At 66.3% G+C, this 25,569-nt stretch carries 19 protein-coding genes and 3 tRNA genes; 13 read left to right on the top strand and 9 right to left on the bottom strand.

Annotated elements, in window-relative coordinates:
- The first annotated feature begins 105 nt into the window (after nucleotides 1–105).
- Both HU825_RS00455 and HU825_RS00450 read left to right on the top strand, forming a co-directional pair.
- Entirely contained in the window at nucleotides 106–1,077 is a 972-nt protein-coding gene (locus HU825_RS00455) for a GlxA family transcriptional regulator (protein WP_234302692.1), read from the top strand.
- Nucleotides 1,078–1,128: 51 nt separating this feature from the next.
- Entirely contained in the window at nucleotides 1,129–3,495 is a 2,367-nt protein-coding gene (locus tag HU825_RS00450; RefSeq protein WP_234302691.1) for a DNA polymerase II, read from the top strand.
- Nucleotides 3,496–3,535: 40 nt separating this feature from the next.
- On the opposite strand, the gene HU825_RS00445 is transcribed toward HU825_RS00450, so the two are convergent.
- Genes HU825_RS00445 through HU825_RS00430 form a run of 4 tightly spaced genes read right to left on the bottom strand, consistent with a single transcriptional unit; the run spans nucleotide 3,536 to nucleotide 8,271 of the window.
- Complete coding sequence (locus HU825_RS00445) at nucleotides 3,536–5,080, bottom strand: phospholipase D family protein (RefSeq protein ID WP_234302690.1); 1,545 nt, start codon at nucleotides 5,078–5,080, stop codon at nucleotides 3,536–3,538.
- Nucleotides 5,081–5,129: 49 nt separating this feature from the next.
- On the bottom strand, nucleotides 5,130–5,474 hold the full coding sequence (locus HU825_RS00440; RefSeq protein WP_043297611.1) for a YdbL family probable chaperone protein: 345 nt from the start codon (nucleotides 5,472–5,474) through the stop codon (nucleotides 5,130–5,132).
- Nucleotides 5,475–5,482: 8 nt separating this feature from the next.
- Nucleotides 5,483–5,674 carry a YnbE family lipoprotein gene (locus tag HU825_RS00435; protein WP_008567630.1) on the bottom strand — a complete coding sequence of 64 codons (192 nt, stop codon included), beginning with the start codon at nucleotides 5,672–5,674 and terminating at the stop codon, nucleotides 5,483–5,485.
- 35 nt (nucleotides 5,675–5,709) lie between these two features.
- Complete coding sequence (locus HU825_RS00430; protein ID WP_234302689.1) at nucleotides 5,710–8,271, bottom strand: intermembrane phospholipid transport YdbH family protein; 2,562 nt, start codon at nucleotides 8,269–8,271, stop codon at nucleotides 5,710–5,712.
- Nucleotides 8,272–8,819: 548 nt separating this feature from the next.
- Here HU825_RS00430 and HU825_RS00425 point away from each other — a divergent pair.
- Both HU825_RS00425 and rmuC read left to right on the top strand, forming a co-directional pair.
- Entirely contained in the window at nucleotides 8,820–9,173 is a 354-nt protein-coding gene (locus tag HU825_RS00425; protein ID WP_008567628.1) for a tetratricopeptide repeat protein, read from the top strand.
- 156 nt (nucleotides 9,174–9,329) lie between these two features.
- Nucleotides 9,330–10,682, top strand: a complete 1,353-nt coding sequence (gene rmuC, locus HU825_RS00420; protein ID WP_177325165.1) for a DNA recombination protein RmuC — start codon at nucleotides 9,330–9,332, stop codon at nucleotides 10,680–10,682.
- A gap of 6 nt (nucleotides 10,683–10,688) precedes the next feature.
- Here rmuC and HU825_RS00415 read toward each other — a convergent pair whose 3' ends face one another.
- Entirely contained in the window at nucleotides 10,689–11,936 is a 1,248-nt protein-coding gene (locus HU825_RS00415; protein WP_077684009.1) for an MgtC/SapB family protein, read from the bottom strand.
- A 73-nt stretch (nucleotides 11,937–12,009) separates the two neighbouring features.
- Nucleotides 12,010–15,477 carry a hybrid sensor histidine kinase/response regulator gene (locus tag HU825_RS00410; RefSeq protein ID WP_234302688.1) on the bottom strand — a complete coding sequence of 1,156 codons (3,468 nt, stop codon included), beginning with the start codon at nucleotides 15,475–15,477 and terminating at the stop codon, nucleotides 12,010–12,012.
- A 279-nt stretch (nucleotides 15,478–15,756) separates the two neighbouring features.
- Here HU825_RS00410 and HU825_RS00405 point away from each other — a divergent pair, with 279 nt between their 5' ends.
- From HU825_RS00405 to HU825_RS00390, 4 genes are all read left to right on the top strand, one after another.
- Nucleotides 15,757–16,317, top strand: a complete 561-nt coding sequence (locus HU825_RS00405) for a GNAT family N-acetyltransferase (RefSeq protein ID WP_043297616.1) — start codon at nucleotides 15,757–15,759, stop codon at nucleotides 16,315–16,317.
- A gap of 176 nt (nucleotides 16,318–16,493) precedes the next feature.
- Nucleotides 16,494–17,210 carry an AzlC family ABC transporter permease gene (locus HU825_RS00400; protein WP_043297617.1) on the top strand — a complete coding sequence of 239 codons (717 nt, stop codon included), beginning with the start codon at nucleotides 16,494–16,496 and terminating at the stop codon, nucleotides 17,208–17,210.
- Nucleotides 17,207–17,533, top strand: a complete 327-nt coding sequence (locus HU825_RS00395) for an AzlD domain-containing protein (RefSeq protein ID WP_043297618.1) — start codon at nucleotides 17,207–17,209, stop codon at nucleotides 17,531–17,533. Before HU825_RS00400 ends, HU825_RS00395 begins: the two co-directional genes overlap by 4 nt.
- Nucleotides 17,534–17,540: 7 nt before the next feature.
- Complete coding sequence (locus HU825_RS00390) at nucleotides 17,541–18,902, top strand: MFS transporter (protein ID WP_156715148.1); 1,362 nt, start codon at nucleotides 17,541–17,543, stop codon at nucleotides 18,900–18,902.
- A 54-nt stretch (nucleotides 18,903–18,956) separates the two neighbouring features.
- Here HU825_RS00390 and rdgC read toward each other — a convergent pair whose 3' ends face one another.
- On the bottom strand, nucleotides 18,957–19,877 hold the full coding sequence (rdgC, locus tag HU825_RS00385; protein ID WP_234303428.1) for a recombination-associated protein RdgC: 921 nt from the start codon (nucleotides 19,875–19,877) through the stop codon (nucleotides 18,957–18,959).
- A 211-nt stretch (nucleotides 19,878–20,088) separates the two neighbouring features.
- On the opposite strand from rdgC, the gene HU825_RS00380 reads away from it, so the two are divergent.
- From HU825_RS00380 to HU825_RS00365, 4 genes are all read left to right on the top strand, one after another.
- Nucleotides 20,089–20,164, top strand: a tRNA-Val gene (locus tag HU825_RS00380).
- Nucleotides 20,165–20,177: 13 nt separating this feature from the next.
- Nucleotides 20,178–20,254 (top strand) — tRNA-Asp (locus HU825_RS00375).
- A gap of 265 nt (nucleotides 20,255–20,519) precedes the next feature.
- Nucleotides 20,520–21,272 (top strand): BamJ family beta-barrel-assembly machinery protein, encoded by a 753-nt coding sequence (locus HU825_RS00370; RefSeq protein ID WP_431978481.1) that lies wholly within the window; start codon nucleotides 20,520–20,522, stop codon nucleotides 21,270–21,272.
- A 197-nt stretch (nucleotides 21,273–21,469) separates the two neighbouring features.
- Nucleotides 21,470–21,832 carry a VanZ family protein gene (locus tag HU825_RS00365; RefSeq protein WP_138300273.1) on the top strand — a complete coding sequence of 121 codons (363 nt, stop codon included), beginning with the start codon at nucleotides 21,470–21,472 and terminating at the stop codon, nucleotides 21,830–21,832.
- A 105-nt stretch (nucleotides 21,833–21,937) separates the two neighbouring features.
- Here the strand turns inward: HU825_RS00365 and HU825_RS00360 are convergent.
- Together HU825_RS00360 and HU825_RS00355 are read right to left on the bottom strand one after the other, a co-directional pair.
- Nucleotides 21,938–22,013: transfer RNA gene (locus HU825_RS00360), tRNA-Asn, on the bottom strand.
- 101 nt (nucleotides 22,014–22,114) lie between these two features.
- Nucleotides 22,115–23,311, bottom strand: a complete 1,197-nt coding sequence (locus HU825_RS00355) for an amino acid aminotransferase (RefSeq protein WP_234302687.1) — start codon at nucleotides 23,309–23,311, stop codon at nucleotides 22,115–22,117.
- Between the two features lie 209 nt (nucleotides 23,312–23,520).
- Here HU825_RS00355 and uvrB point away from each other — a divergent pair, with 209 nt between their 5' ends.
- Nucleotides 23,521–25,536 carry an excinuclease ABC subunit UvrB gene (gene uvrB, locus HU825_RS00350; protein WP_043299175.1) on the top strand — a complete coding sequence of 672 codons (2,016 nt, stop codon included), beginning with the start codon at nucleotides 23,521–23,523 and terminating at the stop codon, nucleotides 25,534–25,536.
- Nucleotides 25,537–25,569 lie beyond the last annotated feature (33 nt).

Here is a 25,569-nt window from a genome sequence, read left to right as displayed (position 1 = left end):
TGGGAATTCCTTTGCGTTTTGGTGAAAAAGGGTCTGGCTATCCTTGGCCAGCGGCGGCACGCTGCGAAGTGGCGCGATCGACAACTTGCGGGGCGAAAGAGACATATGGCGCAGGAAAACAGCATCGAGATCGGAATACTGCTGTACCCCGGCGCGCAGATGGCGGCCGTGCTGGGCCTGAGCGATCTGTTCGCGATCGCTCAGCGCATCGCCGACGAGCGGCCGGTACCCGGCGCGTTGCTGCGTGTCAGTCATTGGCAGCAACGGGCCGGCGACGATGCGCCGGTGCGCATCCGCGATTCGTTGCCGGGCGGGTGCGGCGCGCCGAAAGTACTGATCCTGCCGCCCAGTCTGGAAGAGCCGCTTTCATCCGAGGCGGCAGCGCCTTACCGGGACTGGCTACGGGCGCAGCATGCGGCGGGCACGACGCTGGCATCAGTGTGCGCCGGCGCCTTCCTGCTTGGCGAAACCGGCTTGCTCGGCGGCCGCACCGTTACCACTCACTGGAACTACGCGCAGCGGCTGCTGGCCCGTTTTGCGGACGTTCGGGTGGATGTCGACCAGCTCATCATCGATGCCGATGACATCATCACCGCCGGCGGCATCATGGCCTGGACCGACCTGGGACTGCGCCTGGTGGACCGCTATCTCGGCGCGGCGATCATGATCGACACCGCGCGGATGTTGCTGGTCGATCCGCCGGGGCGCCAGCAGCGCTATTACAGCGCTTTCGCGCCGCGCCTGACGCATGGCGACGACGCCGTGCTCGCCGTGCAGCACTGGCTTGCCGAAACCGACGCCAAGGACGTTGTGCTCGCCGACCTGGCACGCCGCGCCGGGCTGGAGGCCCGCACCTTTCTGCGGCGCTTCCAGAAGGCCACCGGCATGACGACCACAGAATACTGCCAGCGCCTGCGCGTCGGGCGGGCGCGGGAGATGTTGCAGGCCGGCCGCCTGCCCATCGAGCGGGTCGCCTGGGAGGTCGGTTATGGCGACCCGGGGGCGTTTCGCAAGGTCTTCACGCGCATCGTCGGGCTGACCCCGGGTGAGTATCGCCAGCGCTTCCAGGCCGGCTGATCGCCGCGTGCTGACGTAGAATCCGCCTTTGCCTGAGCGACCGAGAGAGTAATGGCGGATCTACCGCAGGGGTTCATTCTGACCCGGCACTGGCGCGACACCGCCGAGGGCTGCGAGATCAGCTTCTGGCTCGCCACCGCTGCCGGCGCGCGGCTGGTGCGCGTTCCCAGCCGGCCGGTGGTCGCCTTCATCCCGGCGCACGAGCGCGCGCGGGCCGAGGCGCTGCTGCGACGCGAAGCCGATGTCCAGTTGAGTCCGCTGGCGTTGCGCGATTTCCATCAGCGGCCGGTGCTGGGGCTGTATTGCCGGCAGTACCGGCGCCTGCTCGATTGCGCACGGCTGCTGCGCGATGCCGGTGTGGATGTGTACGAGGCCGACATCCGCCCGCCGGAGCGCTACCTGATGGAGCGTTTCATCACCGCGCCAGTGTGCTTCAGCGGCAAGCCTGCCGGCGATGAGGGCCTGACCGACGCGCGGCTCAAACCGGCCGCCGACTACCGGCCCCGCTTGCGGCTGGTCTCGCTGGACATCGAAACCAATGCCCGCGGCGATCTCTACTCCATCGCGCTGGAGGGCTGCGGCCAGCGGCAGGTCTACATGCTCGGGCCAGCGAACGGGCCGGACGCCGAAGTGGATTTTCGCCTCGACTACTGCCAGAGCCGCGCCGAGCTGCTCGAGCGCCTGAACGCCTGGCTGGCGACGCACGACCCGGATGCGATCATCGGTTGGAACCTCGTGCAGTTCGACTTGCGTGTGCTGCACGAGCACGCCCAGCGCTTGCAGATTCCGCTGCGCCTGGGCCGCGGCGGGGCGGAAATGGAGTGGCGCGAGCACGGCCAGCGGCGTAACCACTTCTTCGCCGCGGCGGCGGGGCGGCTGCTCATCGACGGCATCGAGGCGCTGCGTTCGGCGACCTGGAGCTTCCCCTCGTTCAGTCTGGAAAACGTCGCCCAGAGCCTGCTCGGCGAGGGCAAGGCGATCGACAACCCCTACCAGCGCATGGCCGAAATCGACCGCATGTTCGCCGAGGACAAGCCGGCCCTGGCCCGCTACAACCTCAAGGACTGCGAGCTGGTCACGCGCATCTTCGCCCATGCCGAACTGCTGGACTTCCTGCTCGAGCGGGCGAGCGTCACCGGCTTGGTGGCCGACCGCAGCGGTGGCTCGGTGGCTGCGTTCGAGCATCTGTACCTGCCGCTGATGCATCGCCAGGGCTTCGTCGCGCCGAACCTCGGCGAGCGCGAGCCGCAAGCCAGCCCGGGCGGCTTCGTGATGGATTCGCGGCCGGGGCTGTACGAATCGGTGCTGGTGCTCGATTACAAGAGCCTGTACCCCTCGATCATCCGCACCTTCCTGATCGATCCGGTCGGACTGATCGAGGGGCTGCGCCAGCCGGCCGACGAGACCTCGGTGCCGGGTTTTCGCGGCGCACGCTTCTCGCGTACCCGGCATTGCCTGCCGGCAATCGTCGAGCGCATCTGGCAGGGACGCGAGGCGGCCAAGCGTGCGCGCAACAAGCCGCTGGCGCAGGCGCTGAAGATCATCATGAACGCTTTCTACGGCGTGCTCGGCTCCAGCGGCTGCCGCTTCTTCGATCCGCGTCTGGCGTCGTCGATTACCCTGCGTGGGCACCAGATCATGCGGCGCACCCGCGAGCTGATCGAGGCGCAGGGCCACACGGTGATCTACGGCGACACCGACTCCACCTTCGTCTGGTTGCGCCGCGCGCATTCCGACGAGGAGGCCGCGCGCATCGGCCGCGCGCTGGTGCAGCAGATCAACGATGACTGGCGCGCCCAGCTGCGTGCGGAGTTCGGCCTGGAGAGCGCGCTGGAGCTGCAGTTCGAGACGCACTTCCGGCGCTTCCTGATGCCGACCATCCGCGGCGCCGAGGAGGGCAGCAAGAAGCGCTACGCCGGCCTCGTCACGCTGCCGGACGGCAGCGACGGTCTGGTCTTCAAGGGGCTGGAAACGGTGCGCACCGATTGGTCGCCGCTGGCCCAGCGTTTCCAGCAGGAGCTGTACCGACGCATCTTTCATCGCCAGCCTTATCGGGACTTCGTGCGCGATTACGTGCAGCGCACGCTGGCGGGCGAATTCGACGAGCTGCTGATCTACCGCAAGCGCCTGCGCCGCCGGCTTGCCGATTACCAGCGCAACGTGCCGCCACATGTGCGCGCGGCGCGCCTGGCCGACGAGTACAACGATCGCCTGGGCCGACCGCGGCAGTATCAGAACGGTGGCTGGATTCGATACGTGATTACCGTCGCCGGCCCCGAGCCGCTGGAAGTCCGCCGTGCCGCGATCGACTACGACCACTACCTGACGCGCCAGCTGCAGCCGGTGGCCGAGGCGATTCTGCCGTTCGTCGGCGATGATTTCTCCGCGCTGATCGACGGGCAGCTCGAGCTGTTCTGAGCGCGCCCGCGTTTGCGCAGGCCGAGCGAACCTCAGTGGTTCACAGCAGCCACTCGATCGGCAGCCAGGACAGCAGCGTCACCGAGGCGCGCCGCCAGAAGCCGGCTTGCGGCTCGCTGTTGTGGCGGACGGTGCTGCCGTTGCGGCGCTCCAGCCAGTAGAGTCGGCCGTCATCGGCCAGGCGCACCTCGTAGGCGCTGGCAGGAATCCGCCCGTCGAACATCGCTTCGATGCGTGCGGCGAGCAGCGGGCTGTCGATGACGAAGCCCAATTCCGTGTTCAGGTGCGCCGAGCGCGGATCGAAGTTGAACGAGCCGACGAAGACCCGCTCACGATCCACGGCGAAGGTCTTGGCGTGCAGGCTGGAGCCGGAGCTGCCGAACGGGCCGGCCTTGTCTTTCGGCTCGTTGTCATCGGCCAGCCGACGCAGCTCGTAGAGCACGATGCCGGCCTGCAGCAGGTCCTTGCGGCGCTTGGCGTAGCCGGCATGCACGGCGGCGACGTCGGTGGCGTCCAGCGAGTTGGTCAGGATGCGCACCTTCACGCCCTTGCCTGCCAGCGCGGCGAAGGCCTCGGTACCGGTCGCGGTGGGTACGAAATAGGGCGAGACCAGTTCGACGTCACGGCGCGGCTCGCCGAGGATCTGCCCCAGCTGGTAGGTCAGCAGCCCCTCGCCTTCGGCCAGGCCGAGGCCTTTGGCCGGATCGTCGCTGACCATGCGCGTGGTCGCCCACTCGAACGGCAGGTGGCCGGCGAGCAGGTCGCGGATGAAGGCGGAGTCGCGCAGCGCCTCGATGTAGCGGCCGGCGGCCGGGTCGCGCTCGATGATCGACGCCTGCGCCGACAGCTCGTCCAGTGCCGTCTCGCTTGCGGCGGGCAGGATGCCGGTCACCGGATAGGCGGAGTCGCTGGCCCAGTAGCGGTCGAAGTCGCGCGAGACTTCATCGACCACCGGGCCGACCGCCAGTACGTCCAGATCGGCGAAGAGCATGCCCTCGCTGGCGGCGAAATACTCGTCGCCGATATTGCGCCCGCCGACGATGGTGGCCTGGTTGTCGCTGGTGAACGACTTGTTGTGCATGCGCCGGTTGGCGCGGGCGAAATCGCTGAGGTAGCCGATGGCCTTCGGGCGGCGCACCACGAAGGGGTTGAACAGCCGCACCTCGATCAGCGGATGCGCATCGAGCGTCGCCAGCCAGTGATCGAGGCCGCTGGTGCCGTTGTCGTCAAGCAGCAGGCGAACTCTGACACCGCGGTCGGCGGCATCGTGCAGCGCTTCGAACAGCAGCGTGCCGGTGAGATCGTTGCGCCAGATGTAGTACTGCACGTCGAGCGTGCGCTCGGCCGCGTTGGCCAGCATCGCGCGCGCGGCAAATGCATCGCGCGGGTCGCTCAATGGATGGATACCGCTGCGCCCCGGATGTGCAGCGAGCAGCGGCGCGAGTGCGCGGCCCAGCGGCGTGTCGGCGGTTTCGGCCGCGCTCGGCGCGCTGGAGTGGGTGCGCCCCTCCAGCGGCGGCAGCGTGCAGCCGGCCAGCAGCAGGCTGCAGAGCAGGGCGAGACGCAGATGCAGGCTGGACGTCATCGGTACGGGCGCCAGCCCCGCCCGCAGGCGGCAGCCCGTGGCCGACCGATCATTTGCGAACCCAGCTGCCGTTCAGCTGGATGATCTGCCCGGGCGGGGTTCTCTCGATGGCCTTCTTGCCGGCGATGGCTTCGACGTCACCAACGCTGACTCCGTTCTGCTTGGCCACACGGTGGTATTCGGCCCGGCGTGCCTGGTTGATCTGGCTGGCGATCTCCTCGGCATCGCCGCGCGATTCGACCACGCCCAGATATCCGTCGGGCTTCTCGCCAAGCAGGCCAGCGGCCTTGGCGGTTCCCAGCGCCGACATGGCTTCGTTGAGCGTCATAGCGGCGGCCGGCAGCGCCAGACCGAGTGCAAGCAGCAGGCTGGCCAGTTTCAGGTAGGTTTTCATGGCTTTCCTCAGAACAGTCCGCTGTCTTCGTTGATGATCGAATCGAGCTGCTTGTCGACCTTGATGTAGATCTCGTGCTCGATCTTCACGTTCAGGTTGATGTTGATCGGCTCGTTCGGCACGGCCAGCTCCACACGGGGCGTGCAGGCACTGGCGAGCAGGACCAGTGTCAGGAGGATCGGCGGGTGGTGCGCGCGCATGGCGACTTCTCCTGTGGTATCGCGGCTGCCGCGCCTCACTGGAGGCGTTCGCGCACCCGCCGTTGAATGGTTTCGCTGACCCGGTCGCTCAGTTGCAGACTGGTCAGCAGCGCCGGGATGTCCTCTTCGAGATTGATCGAGAAGTTGATCGGCCGGCCGCCTTCCAGGCCCGGATTGCGGCCGTGCAGACGCAGCCCGAGGTTCAGCTTGCCGTTGGCATCATAGCGGACGTCGCTGGCCAACAGATCGTAATGGAAGTCGTGCAGGGCGTCGGCGACGATCTTCATCGCCGGATTGGCCTGGGCGAGGGCATCGATCTTCGGCGACCGGAAGCGCAGCACGCCACCGGGCGCCCGCGCGGCGAGCTGGCCATCGTCGATCACCAGCCCCGCAGGCAGGTAGCGCAGCTGCAGGCTGCCATCGAGGATGCCGCTGCCGCTCAGCCCTTCGGTCGGGTAGGCGGCCAGCAGCGTCGGCAGTTGCAGGCCTTCCAGTCGGGCCTGTAGCGGCTGCGGCTGGCCGGCGAGATCGAGGCTGCCGGGTTGCAGCCACAGGTGGCCATCGAACAGCCGGGTTTCCGCCGTTTGCCAACTGAGCCGGCCCTGCGCCGGTTGCGCGAGGTTGGCCTGGTAGTCGCCACGCAGGCGCAGCGGGCCGAAGTCGAAGCCGGGATTGGCGCGCTGCAGCTGCAGTTCGGGAAGTTCCAGGCGCAGCTGCTCGCGCGCCAGACTCAGGGTGAGCTGCAGATCCAGACCGCTCAGTTCGGTACGGTCGTAGATGCCTGCCAGCCCGTTGCCGCGCAGTGCCAGGCTGGCCGCAAGCGGCGCGTTGCCGGCGGGTACGGTCAGGCGGCCGTCCGCCTGCAGCCGGCCGCTGTCGAGCTGCAGCAGCGTGGGCCAGTCGGCCAGGGTGCCGGCGAGCGGATTGCCGGCGCGCAGAAATACCTCCGGCAGCTTGCCGTCGATCTGCAGCGCGCCGTTCCAGGCCTGCTCCAGCTCGATGTCGAGCGCCAGCCCGGCGGCATTGCCCAGCGCGCCGCTGGCGCGCAGGCGATTGGCGTCGAGGTCGAGCCGACCGTTCCATTGCCAGCCCTGGGCAACCAGCTGCGGCTGTTGCAGGCGTGCCAGTCGCAGACTGGCGGGGCCGTACAGACGTAGTTGCGGGATGGTGTCGGCAGTGGCGCCGAACTGCAGTTGCAGGCCGGCGAGTTCGGCGTCGAGCTGGTGCGCCAGCAGCGTACCGGCGGCCAGTCGCTCGATGTTCAGCCGTGAATTTGCTCCGAGGTTCAGCTCGCTGTGTGCGGCAGCGATGCGCCCGTGCAGGCGCAGGTCGGCCTGCAGGTTGCGCAGATCGAGCGCCGCCTGCGCGAGGTGCGGGCTGCGCAGTTGGAGACGGGCATCCTCTACGACGAGGCCGGGCTCCGCTACGCCGGTCTCGACCTGCAGTTGCGCCTGCAGGGTGGCCGGGCTGGCGCCTTCGCCTTCCAGCCGCAGCTGCAGCGTCAGTGGGGCGCCGGGCTGTGCGTTGCCGGCAGGCGTGATGGCCAGGCGCAGCAGGTCCGGCCGCAGCGTTTCCGGCAGCGTTTGCAGCAGCCGCGCGCCGGGGCGCATCTGCAGATCGGCGGTCAATGAAGTTGGCAGCCAGAGGCCAGCGCTGGCGCGTGCGCCGAGGTCGAGCCGGCCGCGCAGCTCGCCGAGGTCGAGCAGTGGCCAGAACAGTGGCAGATCGGTCGACAGCTGCAGCTCACCGCTCAGCTGGCGCCAGTCGTCCAGGGCAGCGCTCGCCGGTCGCGCCAGCGCCCAGCCGACACCGAGGCGCATGTCGCTGGGCAGCTCGCCGAACGCTGCGGGGTCGTACTCCAGCCAGGTTCCGAGCCATTCCAGCACCCAGGGCGCCTCGGGCAGGCCGCTCAGGGCCAGCGTGCCGCGCCAGTGCTGCTGTGTGTCGTCGCGCGTCGCCTGACTGTCGAGGCTCAGGCGTGGCTGATCGTCGAGCAGCAATCGTGCCTGCGCGCGGATCGCGACGCCCTCGGCCATGGCCTCGATCAGCAGGGTCGCCCGATGATCGCCACGCGACAGCGTCAGCTCGCCACTCAGCGGCAGCAGCTCGGCGCCGGTGCGCTGCAGGCGCAGGCGCGCCTGTTCCTGGCAGGTTCCGCTGGCGCAGGGCAGGCGCAGCTGCAGGTCGTGAATGGTCAGCGTGTGCGGCAGCCAGGCGGCCCAGCGGCGCAGTTGCGCAGCGCTCGGCGCAGTGTTCGCTGTCGCCGGAGGGGGGGAGGCAGGCGCTTGCCAGTCCAGTTCGAGCTGGGCGACCTCCAGCGCTTGCGGGGGCAGGCCGCGCAGCAGACCGGCCAAACGCAGCGAAACGCCTTCAGCGTGCAGCGCGAGTCGGCCCCCGCCACTCGTCTGCTGGGCATAGCTCAGGCGTTGCAGCGACAATCCGTCGCGCGCGAGTGCCAGACCCTGCCAGTGCAGGGTTTCGATGCCCTGCGCCCGAGCCAGCTGCTGCCAGCGATGCTGGGCATAGATGAATGCCGCGCAGACCACCAGCAGCAGGCCCAATGACATCCAGAGCCAGCGCTTGCGCCTTCTGCTCATTGCTCCCGATCCGTGCTCGTTCCGACGGCACAGCATAGCCGCAAAAGATGTATGCAATCGTGCCGGCGGCGTTGTGCGCCGAGGACCGGGAGGGCGCGGAAAAGTTCCCGCAGGGCGATCTGCCGGAGCCGCGCAAACCCTCGGGCCAAGGCTCTCGCAGCCCTTTGCCGCAGACTTGTGCACATTCGCCGGGCAGCTTTGTCAAGCGCTTATGACAAACTGTCGCAAACCCGCGTGCTAGCTGGGATCTAGCGTAACTAATTGAATTTAAAGGATAATTTTTTGTGGTGAAAAAACCGCCAGTTTAACCGCAGGCCCCGAAACACCGGGCTTGCGGAGATTTGTTCGCCGATTGTCCACCGAGTTATCCACAGGTTCTGTGGATGAAAAACAGAATGTGATCTAGATCGTGTTTTGCCGCTTTTGGCAAGACTTCAACTCTTGGCAAAAAGGTGTAGAGTGCGCGCCCTCATCCTCTGCCGCGCCTTCGATCCATGACGATGCGTCCTACCACCGTTCCTTCCGCCGGCTCGCCGCTGCCGGTGCGCATGGCCGTCTGGCTGCTCGACAGCGAGCGTCTGGGGCGCGCCGTCGGCGTCAAACGGATCGCCGGGCGGCTGCTCAAGCAGCCGGCGCGTGAAGGCGTGATCGAGGCGCAGAGCCGCCTGGGGCAGTTGCTCTGCCGGGATTGCGACAGCCAGCGCGACCGGCGTATCGGTTTCGAGCTGCTGCGCCAGGCCGCTCGCGCGGGCGACTGCCAGGCCCAGCTGGAGCTGGGGCGGCTGTACTGCCAACCGCAGCACCGCGAACCGGCCAAGGCGCGGCTCTGGCTGGAGCAGGCCGCGGCGCAGGGCTCGCAGGATGCTGCCCGCTGGCTTCAGCGCCTGTCGCAGCGCGCCTGACGGCCGCTCGCTATACTGCCCGGCATTTTGCCGGAGCCCTTCATGTCTCTCGATTCCGATTTCCTGCTGGCCGGGCTGGCGTTCGTTTGCGTCTGCGCGGTGGTCGCTGCGTTCTATCTGCAGCGCCGCTTGTCGGCGGCCGAGGCTGCGCGGGCACTGCTCGACGAGCGGCTGACCCAGGCCGCGCTGGCACAGGAAGGGCTGAGCGCGCAGCTGGAAAGCGTCCGCCTGGAACAGGCCGAGCTGCAGGAGATCAAGGCGGCGCAGCAGGCCGAACTTGCGGCCCTGCGGCGCGAGGCGCAGTGGCTGCAGAGCCGTCATGGCGACGACCGCGACCGGCTCGATGAGCTGCAGGTCGAGCGCGACACCCAGCAGGCCGAACTGCTCCGCCTGAGCGCGGCGCATGCGGCGGTTACCGCGGAGCTGCGCGAGCAACAGGCGGCGCATCAGCAGCGCCTGCAGGACCTGCAGGCGGCGCGCGATGAGCTGCGTGCGCAATTCGCCGAGCTGGCCGGGAAAATCTTCGACGAGCGCGAGCAGCGCTTCGCCGACACCAGCCATGAGCGCCTCGGCCAGTTGCTCGATCCGCTGAAGGAGCGCATCCAGGCGTTCGAGAAACGCGTCGAGGAGAGCTACCAGAGCGAGGCGCGCGAGCGCTTCTCGCTGGCACGCGAGCTGGAGCGTCTGCAACAGCTCAACCAGCGCCTCGGCGACGAGGCGACCAACCTCACCCGTGCGCTGCAAGGGCAGAAGACCCAGGGCAATTGGGGCGAGCTGGTGCTCGAGCGGGTGCTGGAGCACGCCGGGCTGGAGAAGGGCCGCGAATACCATACGCAAGTCAGCCTGAAGAGCGCCGATGGGGAGCGCTTCCAGCCGGACGTGCTGATCCGACTGCCCGGCGACAAGCAGGTGGTGGTCGACGCCAAGGTCAGTCTGACCGCCTACCAGGCGCTGACCTGTGCCGAAGACGAGAACAGCCGGGCGCTGGCGCTCAAGCAGCACGTGCTGTCGCTGCGCAATCACCTCAAGGGTCTTTCGCTCAAGGACTACCAGCGTCTGGAGGGTTTGCAGAGCCTGGATTTCGTGCTGCTGTTCGTGCCGATCGAAGCGGCGTTCGCTGCCGCGCTGCAGGCTGATCCCGACTTGTTCCAGGAAGCGTTCGGACGGCACGTGGTGATCGTCAGCCCGACCACGCTGCTGGCCACGCTGCGGGTCATCGACAGTCTCTGGCGGCAGGAGCGGCAGAATCAGAACGCGCGCGAGATCGCCGAGAAGGCCGGGGCGCTGTACGACAAGTTCACCGCCTTCCTGCAGGATCTGGACGAAGTCGGCAGCCGCCTGCAGCAGCTCGACCGGGCCTATCTCGCCGCGCGCGGCAAGCTCACCGAGGGGCGTGGCAACCTGGTCGGGCGTGCCGAGCAGCTGAAGGCGCTGGGCGCCCGGGCGAGCAAGCGCCTGCCTGGCGACTGGCTGGAGCGTGCCGGGGCTCTGGGCGAGACGGGCGAATAACGCCGCTCACACCAGCATCAGCACCGCCAGACCACAGAGCAGGCCGCCCAGCATCACCGGCACGGTGCGCAGGGCGAGTGCCCGACCGCCGACGAGGGCGATCAGCACGGCCTTGACCAGGCTGTTGCTCAGCGCTGCGAGGAAGATCCCGCGTACGGCGATATGCGCATCGAGGTCGGCCTGCGCGCTGTTGGCGAGGGACAGGGTGATCGCATCCACGTCGCTCATCCCGGAGAGCAGGGCGACCAGGTAGACGCCGATATCGCCCAGCCAACGGCGAGCCCCTTCGACCATCACCAGGATCGCCACCAGCAGCGCAGCGAAGCGCAGTGCCGGGCCGAGCTCGAAGGGGTTCTTCAGTGGCGGCTCGGTGTTGATGTCCGGTTGCTGAGCAGCGCGCAGGTAGTACACCAGCGCGCCGCCGGCATAAATGCCACCCGCCGTCAGCATCGGCGCCAGCAGGGACGGCAGCAACGCCGCGTTGACCACGCCGACCTCCAGCAGCACGCGCGGAAACATCAGCGCCGAGGTGGCCAGCAGCCCGGCCGCCAGCGCGCAGCGCAGCTTGGGGGTATCCAGCCGGGCCAGGGTCAGCGTCATCGCCGTGGACGACACCATACCGCCGAGTATCGCTGTGACCAGCAGGCCGTGGCGGGCGCCGAACAGGCGGATCGCCACGTAGGCGGCGAAGCCGATGCCGGTGATCAGCACCACCATCAGCCAGGTGGTGTACGGATTGAGCGCCTGCCAGGGACCATAGCCCTGGTTGGGCAGCGCCGGCAGCAGCACCACGGAGATGAACAGCAGCTTCAGTGCGCCACCCAGCTCTGCCTCGTTGAGTTGCTGCAGGGCGCCGTGCAGGCGCGCCTTCAGGCTTAGCAGCAAAGCCACCACGATGGCGAACGAGGCCGCCAGCAGGCGGCTTTCGGCTACCGCCAGGCTGCCGAGCAGGAAGGTCACCAGCAGCGCCACTTCGGTGGTCATGCCGTGGTCGCCGCTGCGTTGCGCGTCGAGCAGGTAGCCGACGATCACCAGCAGGGCAAACATGACGAACAGGGCGATCCACACCGTCGCGCCGAAATGCGTCACGCCCAGCGCCGCTAGTCCGCCGAGCAGGCCGCCGAGGCCGAAGGTGCGCAGCCCGGCGACCAGTTCGCCACCAGCCTGCTGGCGATTGTTCCAGTCGCGTTCGGTGCCGATCAGCAGGCCGACACCCAGTGCGGTGGCGAGGTTGAGTAGAAGTTCGGAGTTCATGGCTACCCGGCCGTTGCAGCAAACGGCCATCAGTGTAACCGCGGCGGCCGGCGAGAGCTGCCCGCGCGCGGCCTCAGTTAAGCGTGAGGTGACGGCTCATCAGCGCACGCAGGGCAGCGGGCTTCACCGGTTTGGCGAGGAAATCCAGGCCGCTGGCGTGGATTTCCGCCACCAGTTCGGGGCGTGCGTCGGCGCTGATCACCACGCCCGGTATCGGCTCGCCGAGGCGGGTGCGCAGCCAGGCCATCAGCTCGGTGCCGGTCTGGCCGTGATCGAGGTGATAGTCGACCAGCACCAGCTGCGGACGCACATCCTCTGCCAGCAGGCTTTCGCATTCGGCGCGGTCACGCGCGGTCCAGACCTGGCAGCCCCAGCGCGTCAGCAGGCTGTTCATGCCGATCAGGATGCTGTCCTCGTTGTCGATGCACAACACCTGGGTGCCGGTCAGCGCGGTGTGCTGGACGTCGCGAGGTCCTTTCACCTGGCGTGGCTTGGCGTTCTGGGCGATCGGCACGGTCACGCTGAACACGCTGCCCACGCCCGGCCAGGAGCGGACCTCCAGCGGATGGTGCAGTACCTGGCACAGGCCGTCGGCGATCGCCAGCCCCAGGCCCAGGCCTTTCTCGGCGCGGGTCTGGTGGCTGTCCAGACGCTTGAACTCCTCGAAGATCACCTTCAGTTTGTCTTTCGGAATGCCCGGGCCGCGATCCCATACCTCCAGACGCAGGTGCTTGCCCTGGCGACGCACGCCGAGCACCACGCGGCCCTTGGCGTAGCGGAAGGCGTTGGTCAGGAAGTTCTGCAACACCCGGCGCAGCAGGCGGATGTCGCTGTCGATGCGCAGCCGGCTCCCGTGTACACGGAAATCCACGCCCTGTTCGCGCGCCAGCACCGTGAATTCGGTGGTCAGCGTGTCGAACAGCGAGGCGAGTGGGAACGCGTTGCGGTCCGGCATGATTCGCCCGCCTTCCAGACGCGAGATGTCCAGCAGGTCGGTGATCAGGTCCTCGGCCGAGCGCAGCGAGCTGTCGAGGTGGCGCACCAGCTCCTGAGCCTCTTCCGGCAGGGCGTTCTGCTGGTGGGAGAGGGCAGCGGAGAACAGTCGCGCGGCGTTGAGCGGCTGCATCAGGTCGTGGCTGACGGCGGCGAGGAAGCGCGTCTTCGACTGGTTGGCCGCCTCCGCGGTGCTCTTGGCCTCGATCAGCGCCTGGTTGAGCTGCGACAGCTCCTGCGTGCGCTCGCTGACGCGCTGTTCCAGACCCTCGTTGGCGTCCTTCAGCGCGCGCTCGGCCTCGCGGTAGGCGGTGATGTCCGAGAAGCTCATGACGAAACCGCCGCCGGGCATCGGGTTGCCGATCAGTTCGACCACCCGGCCGTTGGGGAACAGCCGTTCGGAGGTATGCGCGCGGCCCTGACGCATCCAGTACAGGCGCTTGGCGACATGGGTGTCGGGGTCGCCCGGGCCGCACAGGCCGCGTTCGGCGTTGTAGCGGATGATGTCGGCGATGGGCCGGCCGATGTACACCAGTCCGTCCGGATACTCGAACAGCTCGAGGTAGCGGTGGTTCCAGGCCACCAGTCGCAGCGACTGGTCGACCACGCTGATGCCCTGGGTGATGTTCTCGATCGCGCCCTGCAGCAGCGCGCGGTTGAACTGCAGCACTTCCGAGGCTTCGCCGACGATGCGCACCACGTCGTCGACCTGCATGTCGCGGCCTTCCAGCGCGGCTTTGACCACCGCGCGGGTGGAGGAGGCGCCGAGCACGCCGGCGAGCAGCCGCTCGGTGTGCGCGATCCACTGGCCGTCGGCCTGCTGGCGGCGCGAGAAGTCCTGGCCATGACGCCGGGCGAAGCGCTGAAAGCTGCTTTCGGCACGTTCAGCGCCGACGAAGCGCGAGGCGAGCGTCAGCAGGTCCTCGACCTGCACGGCGAGCAGGCGCCGGTTGCTGCTCGGCGAGGTGACCTCCTGGCCGATGAAGCGCCCCGCCTGCCAGTGCTCGGCGACGCGGGTCTGGGTGAGGATCGAGACCCAGAAGAACAGGGTGGCGTTACCCATCAGCGACAGCGTGACGCCCAGCGTCAGCGGGCTGATGTCGAAGCCGATGGAGCCGCTGTACATCCACACCAGCCCCGGAAACATCTCCAGCGGCCAGCCGAGCAGCGGCAGGATCAGCGTGTAGAACCAGATCGCCGCGCCCGCGGCGAGGCCGGCGAACACGCCGCGACGGTTGGCCTGCTTCCAGTACAGCGCGCCGACCATCGCCGGTGCCAGCTGGGTGATGGCGGCGAAGGCGATCTGGCCGATGGTGGCGAGGCTGGCGTTGGGGCCGAGCAGGCGATAGCTGACGTAAGCCAGCAGCAGGATGGCGACGATGCTGATGCGACGCACCGACAGCATCCAATGACGGAAGGCCTCGAACGGCTGTTCGGTTTCCTGGCGGCGCAGCAGCCAGGGCAGCAGCATGTCGTTGGAGACCATCGTCGACAGGGCCACGCTGGCGACGATCACCATGCCGGTGGCGGCCGAGGCGCCACCGATGAAGGCCAGCAGGGCAAGCCCGGGATGCGCCTCGGCCAGCGGCAGACTGATGACGAAGGAATCCGGCGAGATGCCGGCGGGCAGCAGCACCTGTCCGGCCAGGGCGATCGGCACGACGAACACCGCTGCCAGTATCAGATAGATGGGAAACACCCAGCGCGCCAGTCGGAAGTCGCGCGGCTCGATGTTCTCCACCACCGCGACGTGAAACTGCCGCGGCAGGCAGACGATGGCCATCATGGCCACGGCGGTCTGCACCAGCATCGACGGCCAGTTGACCGTCTCGGCCCAGTAATCGGCCAGCTCGGCCGAGTCGTGGGCGTGGTTGAACAGGTCGCCGAAGCCGTTGAACAGGCCGAAGGTGACGAAGACGCCGACCGCCAGGAACGCCAGCAGCTTGACCAGCGATTCGAAGGCAATCGCCAGCACCATGCCGCGGTGATGCTCGGTGACGTCCAGGTTGCGCGTGCCGAAGAGGATGGTGAACAGCGCCAGCGCGATGGAAACGATCAGCGCCGTGTCGCCGGTACCGGTGCCGGTGGCATCGATGTTGGTGCCGATCAGCAGGTTGACGCCGAGCACGATGCCTTTGAGCTGCAGCGCAATGTAGGGCACCACGCCGACCAGGCAGAACAGCGTGACGACGACGGCCAGCAGCTGCGACTTGCCGTAGCGGGCGGCGATGAAATCGGCGATCGAGGTGATGTTCTCCTGCTTGCTGATCACGATCATCTTCTGGATCACGTGAGGGGCGAACAGCAGCAGCAGGATCGGGCCCAGGTAGATCGGCAGAAACGCCCACAGCTGCTCGGCGGCCTGGCCGACTGCGCCAAAGAAGGTCCAGCTGGTGCAGTACACCGCCAGCGAGAGGCTGTAGACCCAGGCGCGCAGACGCGGCGACATCGACGACTCGCGCTTGCGATCGCCGTAGAAGGCGATGGCGAACAGAATGGTCATGTAGATGAGGGCGACCAGTGCGATCAGCCCGCCAGACAGGGTCATGCCAGCTCCGAACGATGAAGTAGCGACAGGCCAGCGGGGCGGCGACGGCAATCGTGCCGAACGCTCAAGACCGGGGGCTGCCGGGTTGTCAGTATGATGAATCGGCGCAGTTTCGCAGCATTCGTGCAGCCCGTGTCGCAGCGTGCGACCAAGGTCGCATGGGGTTGGCACGGCCCTGGCGGCAGCATCGCCGGCGGCTCTGCGTGGTGCACTTGGCGTCGCGTCGCTGTCTGAATCTGGCTGGCATCGACCAGCCTGTCCACTACCGGGAGATCATGCATGTTCACGCCGCGTCCGCTCATGCTCCAACGCGGAGCCTTGCGCCTGGAGCCGATGGTTGAAGCCGACATCCCACAGCTGGTGTCGCTGGCCGAAGCGAATCGCGACGAGCTGATTTACATGAACGGGCCGTTGCGCCCGGATTGGTATCGCCTCGCGCTGGCCGAGCAGCGCGAGGAGCGCGCCGTGGTGTTCACCGTGCGGCTGGCCGAACGCATTGTCGGCACCACCCGCTTCGCCGACTTCATGCCCAGCCTGCCGGCCGCCGAACTCGGCTGGACCTGGCTCGACCGTGCCGAGCACGGTAGCGGCCTGAATGCTTCGGTCAAGGCGCTGCTGCTGCGTCACGCGTTCGAGGACTGGCAGCTGGTACGCCTGCAACTGAAGACGGCCGCGCGCAACCTGCGCTCGCAGCGTGCCATCGAGAAGCTCGGCGCGCAGCGCGAAGGGCTGCTGCGCAATCATCGGCGGCTAGCCGACGGCCGGCTCGACGACACGGTGCTGTACAGCATCACCGATCAGGAATGGCCGGCGCTCAAGGCGCAAATGACAGCCGGCTGATTTGCCTTCCGCGTGGCGCGTGCAGGCCGTCGCCCCTGCGGCGGACTTTGCGGTAAGGTTCGTCCTTTGCCGGGCCGTCGCTCCGGTCATTCAACTGTCCCGACTGTCCGTTACGCTCGCCCGACCGGCGCAGCGTCGCTGCAGTCGTTGTGCCTTGTCATCGTCAGGATGATTCGATGTCGCGTTCGCAAGAGTTCCTCCACGGTTGTCGCGATATCCTGCCGCTGGTGCTCGGTGCGATCCCCTTCGGCATCATCTTCGGCACCCTGTCCATCGCCGCGGGCCTGTCGTTCTGGCAGACGCTCGGCATGTCGGCGCTGGTGTTCGCCGGCTCGGCACAGTTCATCGCCGTGACCCTGATCAGCGGCGGCGTGGGCGCGGCGGTGGTGTTGCTGACCACCTTCGTGGTCAACCTACGCCATGCACTCTACAGCGCGGCACTGCAGCCGTTCGTACGCCACCTGTCGGGCCGCTGGCGCGCGCCGCTGGCCTTCCTGCTGACCGATGAGGCGTTCGCCGTGGTGCAGCAGCGCTATGCCCGCGACGATGCCTCGCCGCACAAGCACTGGTTCTTCCTCGGCGCGGCGCTGACGATGTTCATCAACTGGCAGCTGTCGACCCTGGTCGGCGTGCTGTTCGGCCAGGCGGTGCCGGATGTGGCGAGCTGGGGGCTGGATTTCGCGATGATCGCTACCTTCATCGGCATCGCTGTGCCGATGATGACCACCCGCCCGCAAGTGGCCTCGGCAGTGTGCGCCGGCATCGTCGCGCTGCTGACCTGGGAGCTGCCGTACAAGCTCGGCCTGATCGCCGCCGCGCTGGCGGGCATCGTCGTCGGCGTCTGGCTGGAGCAGCGCGCCGAAGCGGCCGCGCGTGCTCGGGGGGAACTATGAATACCTGGCTGCTCATCTTCGGCATGCTCGCCATCACCTTCCTGACGCGCTATGCCTTCTTCGCCTGGCCGAACCTGCGTTTCCCACGGCTGGTGGAGCAGGGGCTGCACTATGTGCCGGTGGCGGTGCTGACGGCCATCGTCGTGCCCGGCATGCTGCTGCCCGAAGGCGAGTGGGCGTTGCACTGGCGCAACGCCTACCTGCTGGCCGGCGTGCTGGCGATCGCGGTTGCGGTGCTGACGCGCAACCTGCTGGCGACCATCGCCGGCGGGCTACTGTGCTTCTTCCTGCTGCGCTGGGCTTTCGGCCAGCTGACCCTGTGAGCCGACGATGAGCATGCATTCGCAATTTACCCTGCTCGGCAAGCGGCGTTTCCTGCCGTTCTTCCTGACGCAGCTGCTCGGTGCGTTCAACGACAACGTGTTCAAGCAGGCGCTGGTTCTGGCGATTCTGTTCCGCCTCGCCGGCGGCGCGGACAAGAGCCTGCTGGTCAATCTCTGCGCGTTGCTGTTCATCCTGCCGTTCTTTCTGTTCTCCGCGCTGGGCGGGCAGTTCGGCGAGAAGTTCGAGAAGGCCTGGCTGATTCGCCGCATCAAGTTCGCCGAGATTCCGATCATGCTCGCCGGCGCCTGCGGCCTGCTGCTGGGCAATCTGCCGTTGCTGCTGCTGGTGCTGTTCTGCATGGGCACGCAGTCGGCGCTGTTCGGTCCGGTGAAGTACTCGATCCTGCCGCAGCAGCTCGATGACGACGAGCTGGTGGGCGGCAACGCCCTGGTGGAGATGGGTACCTTTCTGGCGATTCTCGGCGGCACGCTCTGCGCCGGGCTGCTGATGGCCAACGAGCATTACGTCGCTCTGGTGTCGTTCAGTGTGGTGGCCCTGGCGCTGGCGGGCTATCTCGCCAGCCTCGGCATTCCGCGGACCGCGGCGGCGCTGCCGCAGTTGAAGCTCGACTGGAACGTGCTGCGCCAGTCATGGCGGGTGATGCGTCTGGGGCTCGGCCAGCAGCGCGCGGTTTCGCACGCCATGCTCGGCAATTCCTGGTTCTGGTTCCTCGGCGCGACCTATCTGACGCAGATTCCGGCGTTCGCCAAGGAGCTGCTGCACGGTGACGAAAGCGTGGTGACGCTGATCCTCACGCTGTTTTCGGTGGGCATCGCGCTGGGTTCGCTGTTGTGCGAGCGGCTGTCGCGGCATCACGTCGAGCTTGGCCTGGTGCCCTTCGGCGCGCTGGGTCTGAGCCTGTGCGGATTATTGCTGTGGTGGCACGCGGCGGCGTTTCCGGCGGTCGCTGGCACGCAGGATTGGCTGACGCTGTTGGACGAGCCGCTGGCCTGGCTGATCCTGGCGGACATTCTCGGGCTGGGCATGTTCGGCGGGCTGTACATCGTGCCGCTGTATGCGCTGATCCAGTCGCGCAGCGTGGCTCACGAGCGCTCTCGGGTGGTGGCGGCGAACAACATCCTCAATGCGCTGTTCATGGTCGCGTCGGCGCTGGTGGCCATCGTGCTGCTGGTGCTGTTGCAACTGACGATTCCGCAGCTGTTTCTCGTCGTTTCGCTGCTGAGCCTCGCGGTGACCGGCGCGCTGTTCCTGTCGGTGCCGGAATTCATCGAGCGGTTTCTGCTTTGGCTGCTGGGCACGCGCCGGGGTGGCGCGTTGGCGCTGCGCTTGCGTGTGCGTCGGGGCTAGCGCGGGCGGGAACTGCCGCTGTCGGCCAGCGGAGCCGCGCCCGCGCGGGGCGGTTCAGATGCCCTGCGGAATCTCTTCGCCGCCGAGTGCCTCGAACAGTGCCGGGAGGAACTCGCGGAAGGTCATCATCATCAGCAGGAAGCTGGCGTCCTGCTGGGCCAGGGCGTCGTCGCCGCCATCCTGTTCGGCCTGATCCTGCAGCAGTTCCTCGAAGCGCAGGCGTTTGATCACCGTCTTGTCGTCGAGCACGAAGGACAGCTTGTCCTGCCAGGCCAGCGCCAGCTGGGTTACCTGCTTGCCGGCCTCCAGATGCTGCTGGATCTCGTCGCTGGTGAGGTCCTGACGCTTGCAGCGCACCGTGCCGCCGTCCTCGTGGGTATCGCGCAGCTCGCATTCGTCGAGCACGAAGAAGTCATCGGCCGCCTTCTGCGCTTTGACCCATTCGGTAAGCGTGGCGCTGGGCGCGATCTTCACCGTCAGCGGTCGCACCGGCAGTGAGCCGATGGCTTCGCGCAGGGTCGACAGCAGGTCCTCGGCCTTCTTCGGGCTCGCGGAGTTCACCAGAATCAAGCCGCGCTCGGCGTCGATCGCCGCGAAGGTGCCGGACTTGCGGATGAAGGCGCGCGGCAGGAAGGCCTGGATGATCTCGTCCTTTATCTGGTCGCGCTCCTTCTTGTAGACCTTGCGCATCTGCTCGGCCTCGATTTCGTCGATCTTCTCCTTCAGCGCGTCCTTGACCACGCTGCCCGGCAGGATGCGTTCCTCCTTGCGCGTGGCGATCAGCAGGAAACCCTGGCTGGCATGCACCAGCGGGGCATCCTCGCCCTTGCCGAACGGCGCGACGAAGCCATAGGTACTCAGTTCCTGGCTGGCGCAGGGGCGGGCAGGCTTGGCGGCGAGTGCGGTTTCGAGTGTCTCGGGATCGAAAGGAACATTCTGGGTGAGACGGTAGACGAGCAGGTTGCGAAACCACATGGCAGGGTGATTCTCCGAAAGCAAAGCGCGCATTATTCCTCCCCGCGGATCACAGGCCAACCCTGTCGGTCGGCCCGGCCTGTACAAAAGGGAATTACGGCAGCAAACCCAGGCTTTTCCTAAGTCTTTGGAACGCCTGCAATTTTTTTTTCATAAGGGGCTTGCCAAGGCTCGGATGCCTCTCTAGAATGCGCCCCACTTCGAGAGCAAAGGGTGATTAGCTCAGCCGGGAGAGCATCTGCCTTACAAGCAGAGGGTCGGCGGTTCGATCCCGTCATCACCCACCACTCGAGGTTAAGCGCAGCGGTAGTTCAGTCGGTTAGAATACCGGCCTGTCACGCCGGGGGTCGCGGGTTCGAGTCCCGTCCGCTGCGCCATATTCGCTTCATGGGTCCACTGAACGCCCGGAAGCATCGAAAGAAGCGGCCTTGATGGCCGCTTTTTTTATGTCCGCCGTTTGCTCAGCGAGCACAGCCCGCCGCCGTGATCTCTTCTGCATCGATGCTGATGCCCGCGTCTCTCTTTGCACTCTCTTTACTATCCCGGCCAGGGTGCGCGGTAGCCAGTGTTTGCGCGCGCCTGCTAAGCTCGACGTCTTTTCGGGGCCTGTCCCTGCCAGAGTAAAAAGGAAACAGCATGAGACTGAGACATCATCGTTTGGCATCAGCGGTCGCCCTGGTTGGCCTGGTATTGGCCGGCTGCGACTCGCAGACCAGTGTCAAGCTGGAAACTCCTGCGCAGAAGGCGTCCTACGGGATCGGCCTGAATATGGGCAAGAGCCTGGCGCAGGAGGGGATGGATGATCTCGACTCGCAGGCAGTGGCGCAGGGCATCGAAGATGCGATCGGCAAGCAGGAGCAGAAGCTGACCGACGAGCAGCTGATGGAGGCGTTTGCCTTCCTGCAGAAGCGTTCGGAAGAGCGCATGGCTGAAATGAACGCCAAGGCAGTCGAGTCCGGTAAGAAATTCCTCGAGGAAAACGCCAAGCGCGAAGGCGTGAAGACCACCGAGTCCGGCTTGCAGTACGAAGTGATCAAGGCTGCCGAGGGTGCGCAGCCGACGGCCGACGACATCGTCACCGTGCATTACGAGGGCAGCCTGACCGACGGCACTGTGTTCGATAGCTCGATCAAGCGTGGCAGCCCGATCGATCTGCCGGTCGGCGGCGTGATTCCGGGTTGGGTCGAAGGTCTGCAGCTGATGCACGTGGGCGAGAAGTACAAGCTCTACATCCCGAGCGAGCTGGCCTACGGCGAGCAGAGCCCGAGCCCGCTGATTCCGGCCAACTCGGTGCTGGTCTTCGAGCTGGAACTGCTCGGGATCAAGGGTGACGACGCGGCGCCGGCGGCCGAAGAAACTCCCGCTGGTGCGGCGGATGCTGCCACCAAAGAGTGATCGCAACAGCCTCCATCCGAAGCGCCCCCTCGTGGGGCGTTTCTGTTTGTGCTGCATGCTCGCGTCGATCGAATGTCGCTCGGTTGATTGATCGATATGCAGATTCCGTGGTCTGTGTCCTGGTCGTCGCCGTTCCTGCGTTGATGGCAGGATGGACGAACTGACCACTGTATTGATCAAGAGGGCTTCCCTGTTCCATGTCGTATTTGCGTGTGTTGCCTTTTTTGATTGTGCTGGCGGTGGTGTTGGCAAGTGGGTTGCGACCGGAACCGGTGCCGCAGTTCTTTGACCAGCAGGACAAGCTGCATCACCTGCTCGGGTTTGCCGCGCTGGCCTTCACACTGCGCCTGGCGTTTGCCCGGCTTTCGTTTCTGTGGGGCTTCGGTTTCGCAGTCGCCGCGGCGTTGCTGATCGAGTTGGCGCAGAGCCTGCTTCCGCATCGCATGGCGTCACGCTGGGACATGCTGGCCAACGTGCTGGGCGTGCTGCTGGGGTGGGGGTGCTCGTTGCTGGTACAGGGCTGGTTGCGCCTGCGCGCTGAGCAGCCGCTCACGGAATGACGAGGGCGGTTCGCGGCGGGTGTGCGGGAGTTTGCAGGGCCGCGGCCCGTGGTGCGATTTCGGTAGGCACAAAAAAGCCCCGGTTTTAACCGAGGCTTTCGAATTTGGCTCCGCGACCTGGACTCGAACCAGGGACCCAATGATTAACAGTCATTTGCTCTACCGACTGAGCTATCGCGGAACAACGGTGCGTATCCTACTGTTTGGAAAGGAGAAGTCAACCCCTCCGGGTTGCCTCTCAACGCCATGGGCAGGCCGGGTGGTGCCTGCCCATGGCGACCTTCACAGAACCTGAACGATAGCGTCGGTGACGATATCCAGATTGTTGCGGTTCAGTGCGGCCGCGCAGATGCGGCCGGTGCTGATGGCGTAGACGCCGAAGTCGGCGCGCAGGCGTTCGACCTGCTCCGCCGTGAGTCCCGAATAGGAGAACATCCCGCGCTGGGCGGCGACGAAACTGAAGTCGATCTTCGCGCCCTTGGCGGCCAATTGCTTGACCATGCCGAGGCGCATCTCGCGGATACGCTCGCGCATCTCGGCCAGCTCGGCTTCCCACATGGCGCGCAGCTCCGGACTGTTGAGCACCGAGGCGACGATGGTTGCGCCGTGGGTTGGCGGGTTGGAGTAATTGGTGCGGATCACACGCTTGACCTGCGACAGCACACGCGCCGACTCCTCGCGGTTCTGGGTGACCATCGACAGCGCACCGACCCGCTCGCCATACAGCGAGAAGGATTTGGAGAACGAGCTGGACACGAAGAAGGTCATGCCCGAGGCGGCGAACAGGCGCACGGCCGCGGCATCTTCCTCGATGCTGTCGCCGAAGCCCTGATAGGCGATGTCGAGGAACGGGATGTGTCCGCGCGCCTGAAGCACGTCGAGAATCTGTTTCCAGTCCTCCAGCGTGAGATCGACGCCGGTCGGGTTGTGGCAGCAGGCGTGCAGCACCACGATGGAACGCGCCGGCAGGCTCTGCAGGTCGGCGAGCAGGCCGTCACGGTCGATACCGTGGGTGGCGGCGTCGTAGTAACGGTAGTTCTGCACCAGGAAACCAGCGGATTCGAACAGTGCGCGATGGTTTTCCCAGCTCGGATTGCTGATCGCCACGGTGGCGTCGGGCAGCAGTCGCTTGAGGAAGTCGGCGCCGACCTTCAGTGCGCCGGTGCCGCCCAGGGCTTGGGCCGTGACCACGCGACCCTCGGCGAGGAGTGCCGAATCGTTGCCGAACAGCAGTTTCTGTACTGCCGAGTCATAGGCGGCAATGCCTTCGATTGGCAGATAACCACGCGGTGCATGTGCGGCGATGCGTGCCTGTTCGGCCTCGGCGACGGCGCGCAGCAGCGGAATGCGGCCTTCTTCGTTGTAATAGACACCGACACCGAGGTTGACCTTGTTCTGCCGCGTGTCGGCATTGAAGGCTTCATTGAGGCCGAGGATGGGATCACGCGGCGCCATTTCGACAGCAGAGAACAAACTCATGGTGAGGGGGCTCGAAAGACAAGAGTGGCGGAAACATCGACCCCCGCACTGGCGCGCAGGGGGATGCGCAAACGGGGCGGTAGTATAGCGGTCACTCCGGCAGCCTGCGATATGCTTAAGTGGTTTTCTGCCCCGCGCGGCTCGTGCTCCGACAGCCTGTTGGCGGGGTGCGAATCCTGGGATCACGCATGTTTTTTCAGAGGGGCGAGATGTCCAAGTTCGAGTTGGTCACGCGATTCAAGCCGGCTGGCGATCAGCCGGAGGCCATCCGCCTGATGGTCGAGGGTATCGAGGCTGGGCTGTCGCATCAGACGCTGCTGGGGGTGACCGGTTCGGGCAAGACCTTCAGCATCGCTAATGTCATCGCCCAGGTGCAGCGCCCGACGATGGTGCTGGCGCCAAACAAGACGCTGGCGGCCCAGCTGTATGGCGAATTCAAAGCGTTCTTCCCGAACAATGCGGTGGAGTACTTCGTTTCCTATTACGACTACTACCAGCCCGAAGCCTATGTGCCCTCGTCGGATACCTTCATCGAGAAAGACGCCTCGATCAACGACCATATCGAGCAGATGCGCCTGTCGGCGACCAAGGCGCTGCTGGAGCGACCGGACGCGATCATCGTCACTACCGTCTCCTGCATCTACGGCCTCGGCGATCCGCAGTCCTACCTGAAAATGGTGCTGCACGTCGATCGTGGCGATCGCCTCGACCAGCGCGAGCTGTTGCGCCGGCTGACTGGCTTGCAGTACACGCGCAACGACATGGATTTCGCCCGCGCGACTTTCCGTGTGCGCGGTGACGTGATCGACGTGTTTCCGGCCGAATCGGAGCTCGAGGCGGTGCGCATCGAGCTGTTCGACGACGAAGTGGAGAGCCTGTCGGCGTTCGATCCGCTGACCGGCGAGGTGATCCGCAAGCTGCCGCGCTTTACCTTCTACCCCAAGAGCCACTATGTGACCCCGCGCGAGACGCTGCTCGGTGCCATCGACAAGATCAAGGACGAGCTGCGCGAGCGGCTCGACTACCTGCGCGGACAGAACAAGCTGGTGGAGGCGCAGCGCCTGGAGCAGCGCACGCGCTTCGATCTGGAAATGATCATGGAGCTGGGCTACTGCAACGGCATCGAAAACTACTCGCGCTACCTCTCCGGGCGCGAGGCGGGCGAGCCGCCACCGACGCTGTTCGACTACCTGCCGCCCAATGCGCTGCTGGTGATCGACGAGTCGCACGTCTCGGTGCCGCAGGTCGGCGCGATGTACAAGGGCGACCGTTCGCGCAAGGAAACCCTGGTGGAGTACGGCTTCCGCCTGCCATCGGCGCTGGACAACCGACCGATGCGCTTCGACGAGTGGGAGGCGATCTGTCCGCAGACCATCTTCGTTTCCGCCACGCCCGGCCCATACGAGGCCGAGCATGCAGGCCGCGTGGTCGAGCAGGTGGTGCGGCCGACCGGTCTGGTCGATCCGCAGATCGAGGTGCGCCCGGCGCTGACCCAGGTCGACGACCTGCTGTCGGAAATCCGCAAGTGCGTCGCCAAGGAAGAGCGCGTGCTCGTCACCACGCTGACCAAGCGCATGGCCGAGGACCTCACCGATTACCTCGGCGACCATGACGTGCGCGTCCGCTATCTGCATTCGGACATCGATACCGTGGAGCGCGTAGAAATCATCCGCGACCTACGTCTGGGCACTTTCGATGTGCTGGTGGGTATCAACCTGCTGCGCGAGGGGCTGGATATGCCGGAAGTCTCGCTGGTGGCCGTGCTCGATGCCGACAAGGAAGGCTTCCTGCGCTCCGAGCGTTCGCTGATCCAGACCATCGGCCGCGCCGCGCGCAACCTCAACGGTCGCGCCATTCTCTACGCCGACAACATCACCGGCTCGATGCAGCGCGCCATCGACGAAACCGAGCGGCGCCGGGCCAAGCAGATCGCCTTCAACGAAGCTCACGGCATCGTGCCCAAGGGCGTGAAGAAGGATGTGCAGGACATTCTCGAAGGCGCCACCGTGCCCGGATCGCGCAGCCGCAAACGGCGCAGCGAGGCCAAGGCCGCGGAGGAAAGCGCGCGCTACGAGAACGAGCTGCGCTCGCCGAGCGAGATCACCAAGCGCATCCGCCAGCTGGAAGAAAAGATGCTGCTGCTGGCGCGCGATCTGGAATTCGAGGCTGCGGCGGAGGCCCGCGACGAGATTCACAAGTTGCGCGAGCGCCTGCTGCAGGTCTAGCCGCCGCGCCGTGCTGCCAGGGGCGAACTGGAG

The sequence above is a fragment of the Pseudomonas phenolilytica genome (assembly GCF_021432765.1).
Lineage (GTDB): Bacteria > Pseudomonadota > Gammaproteobacteria > Pseudomonadales > Pseudomonadaceae > Stutzerimonas > Stutzerimonas phenolilytica.
This window is presented reverse-complemented; position numbering and strand designations above follow the sequence as displayed.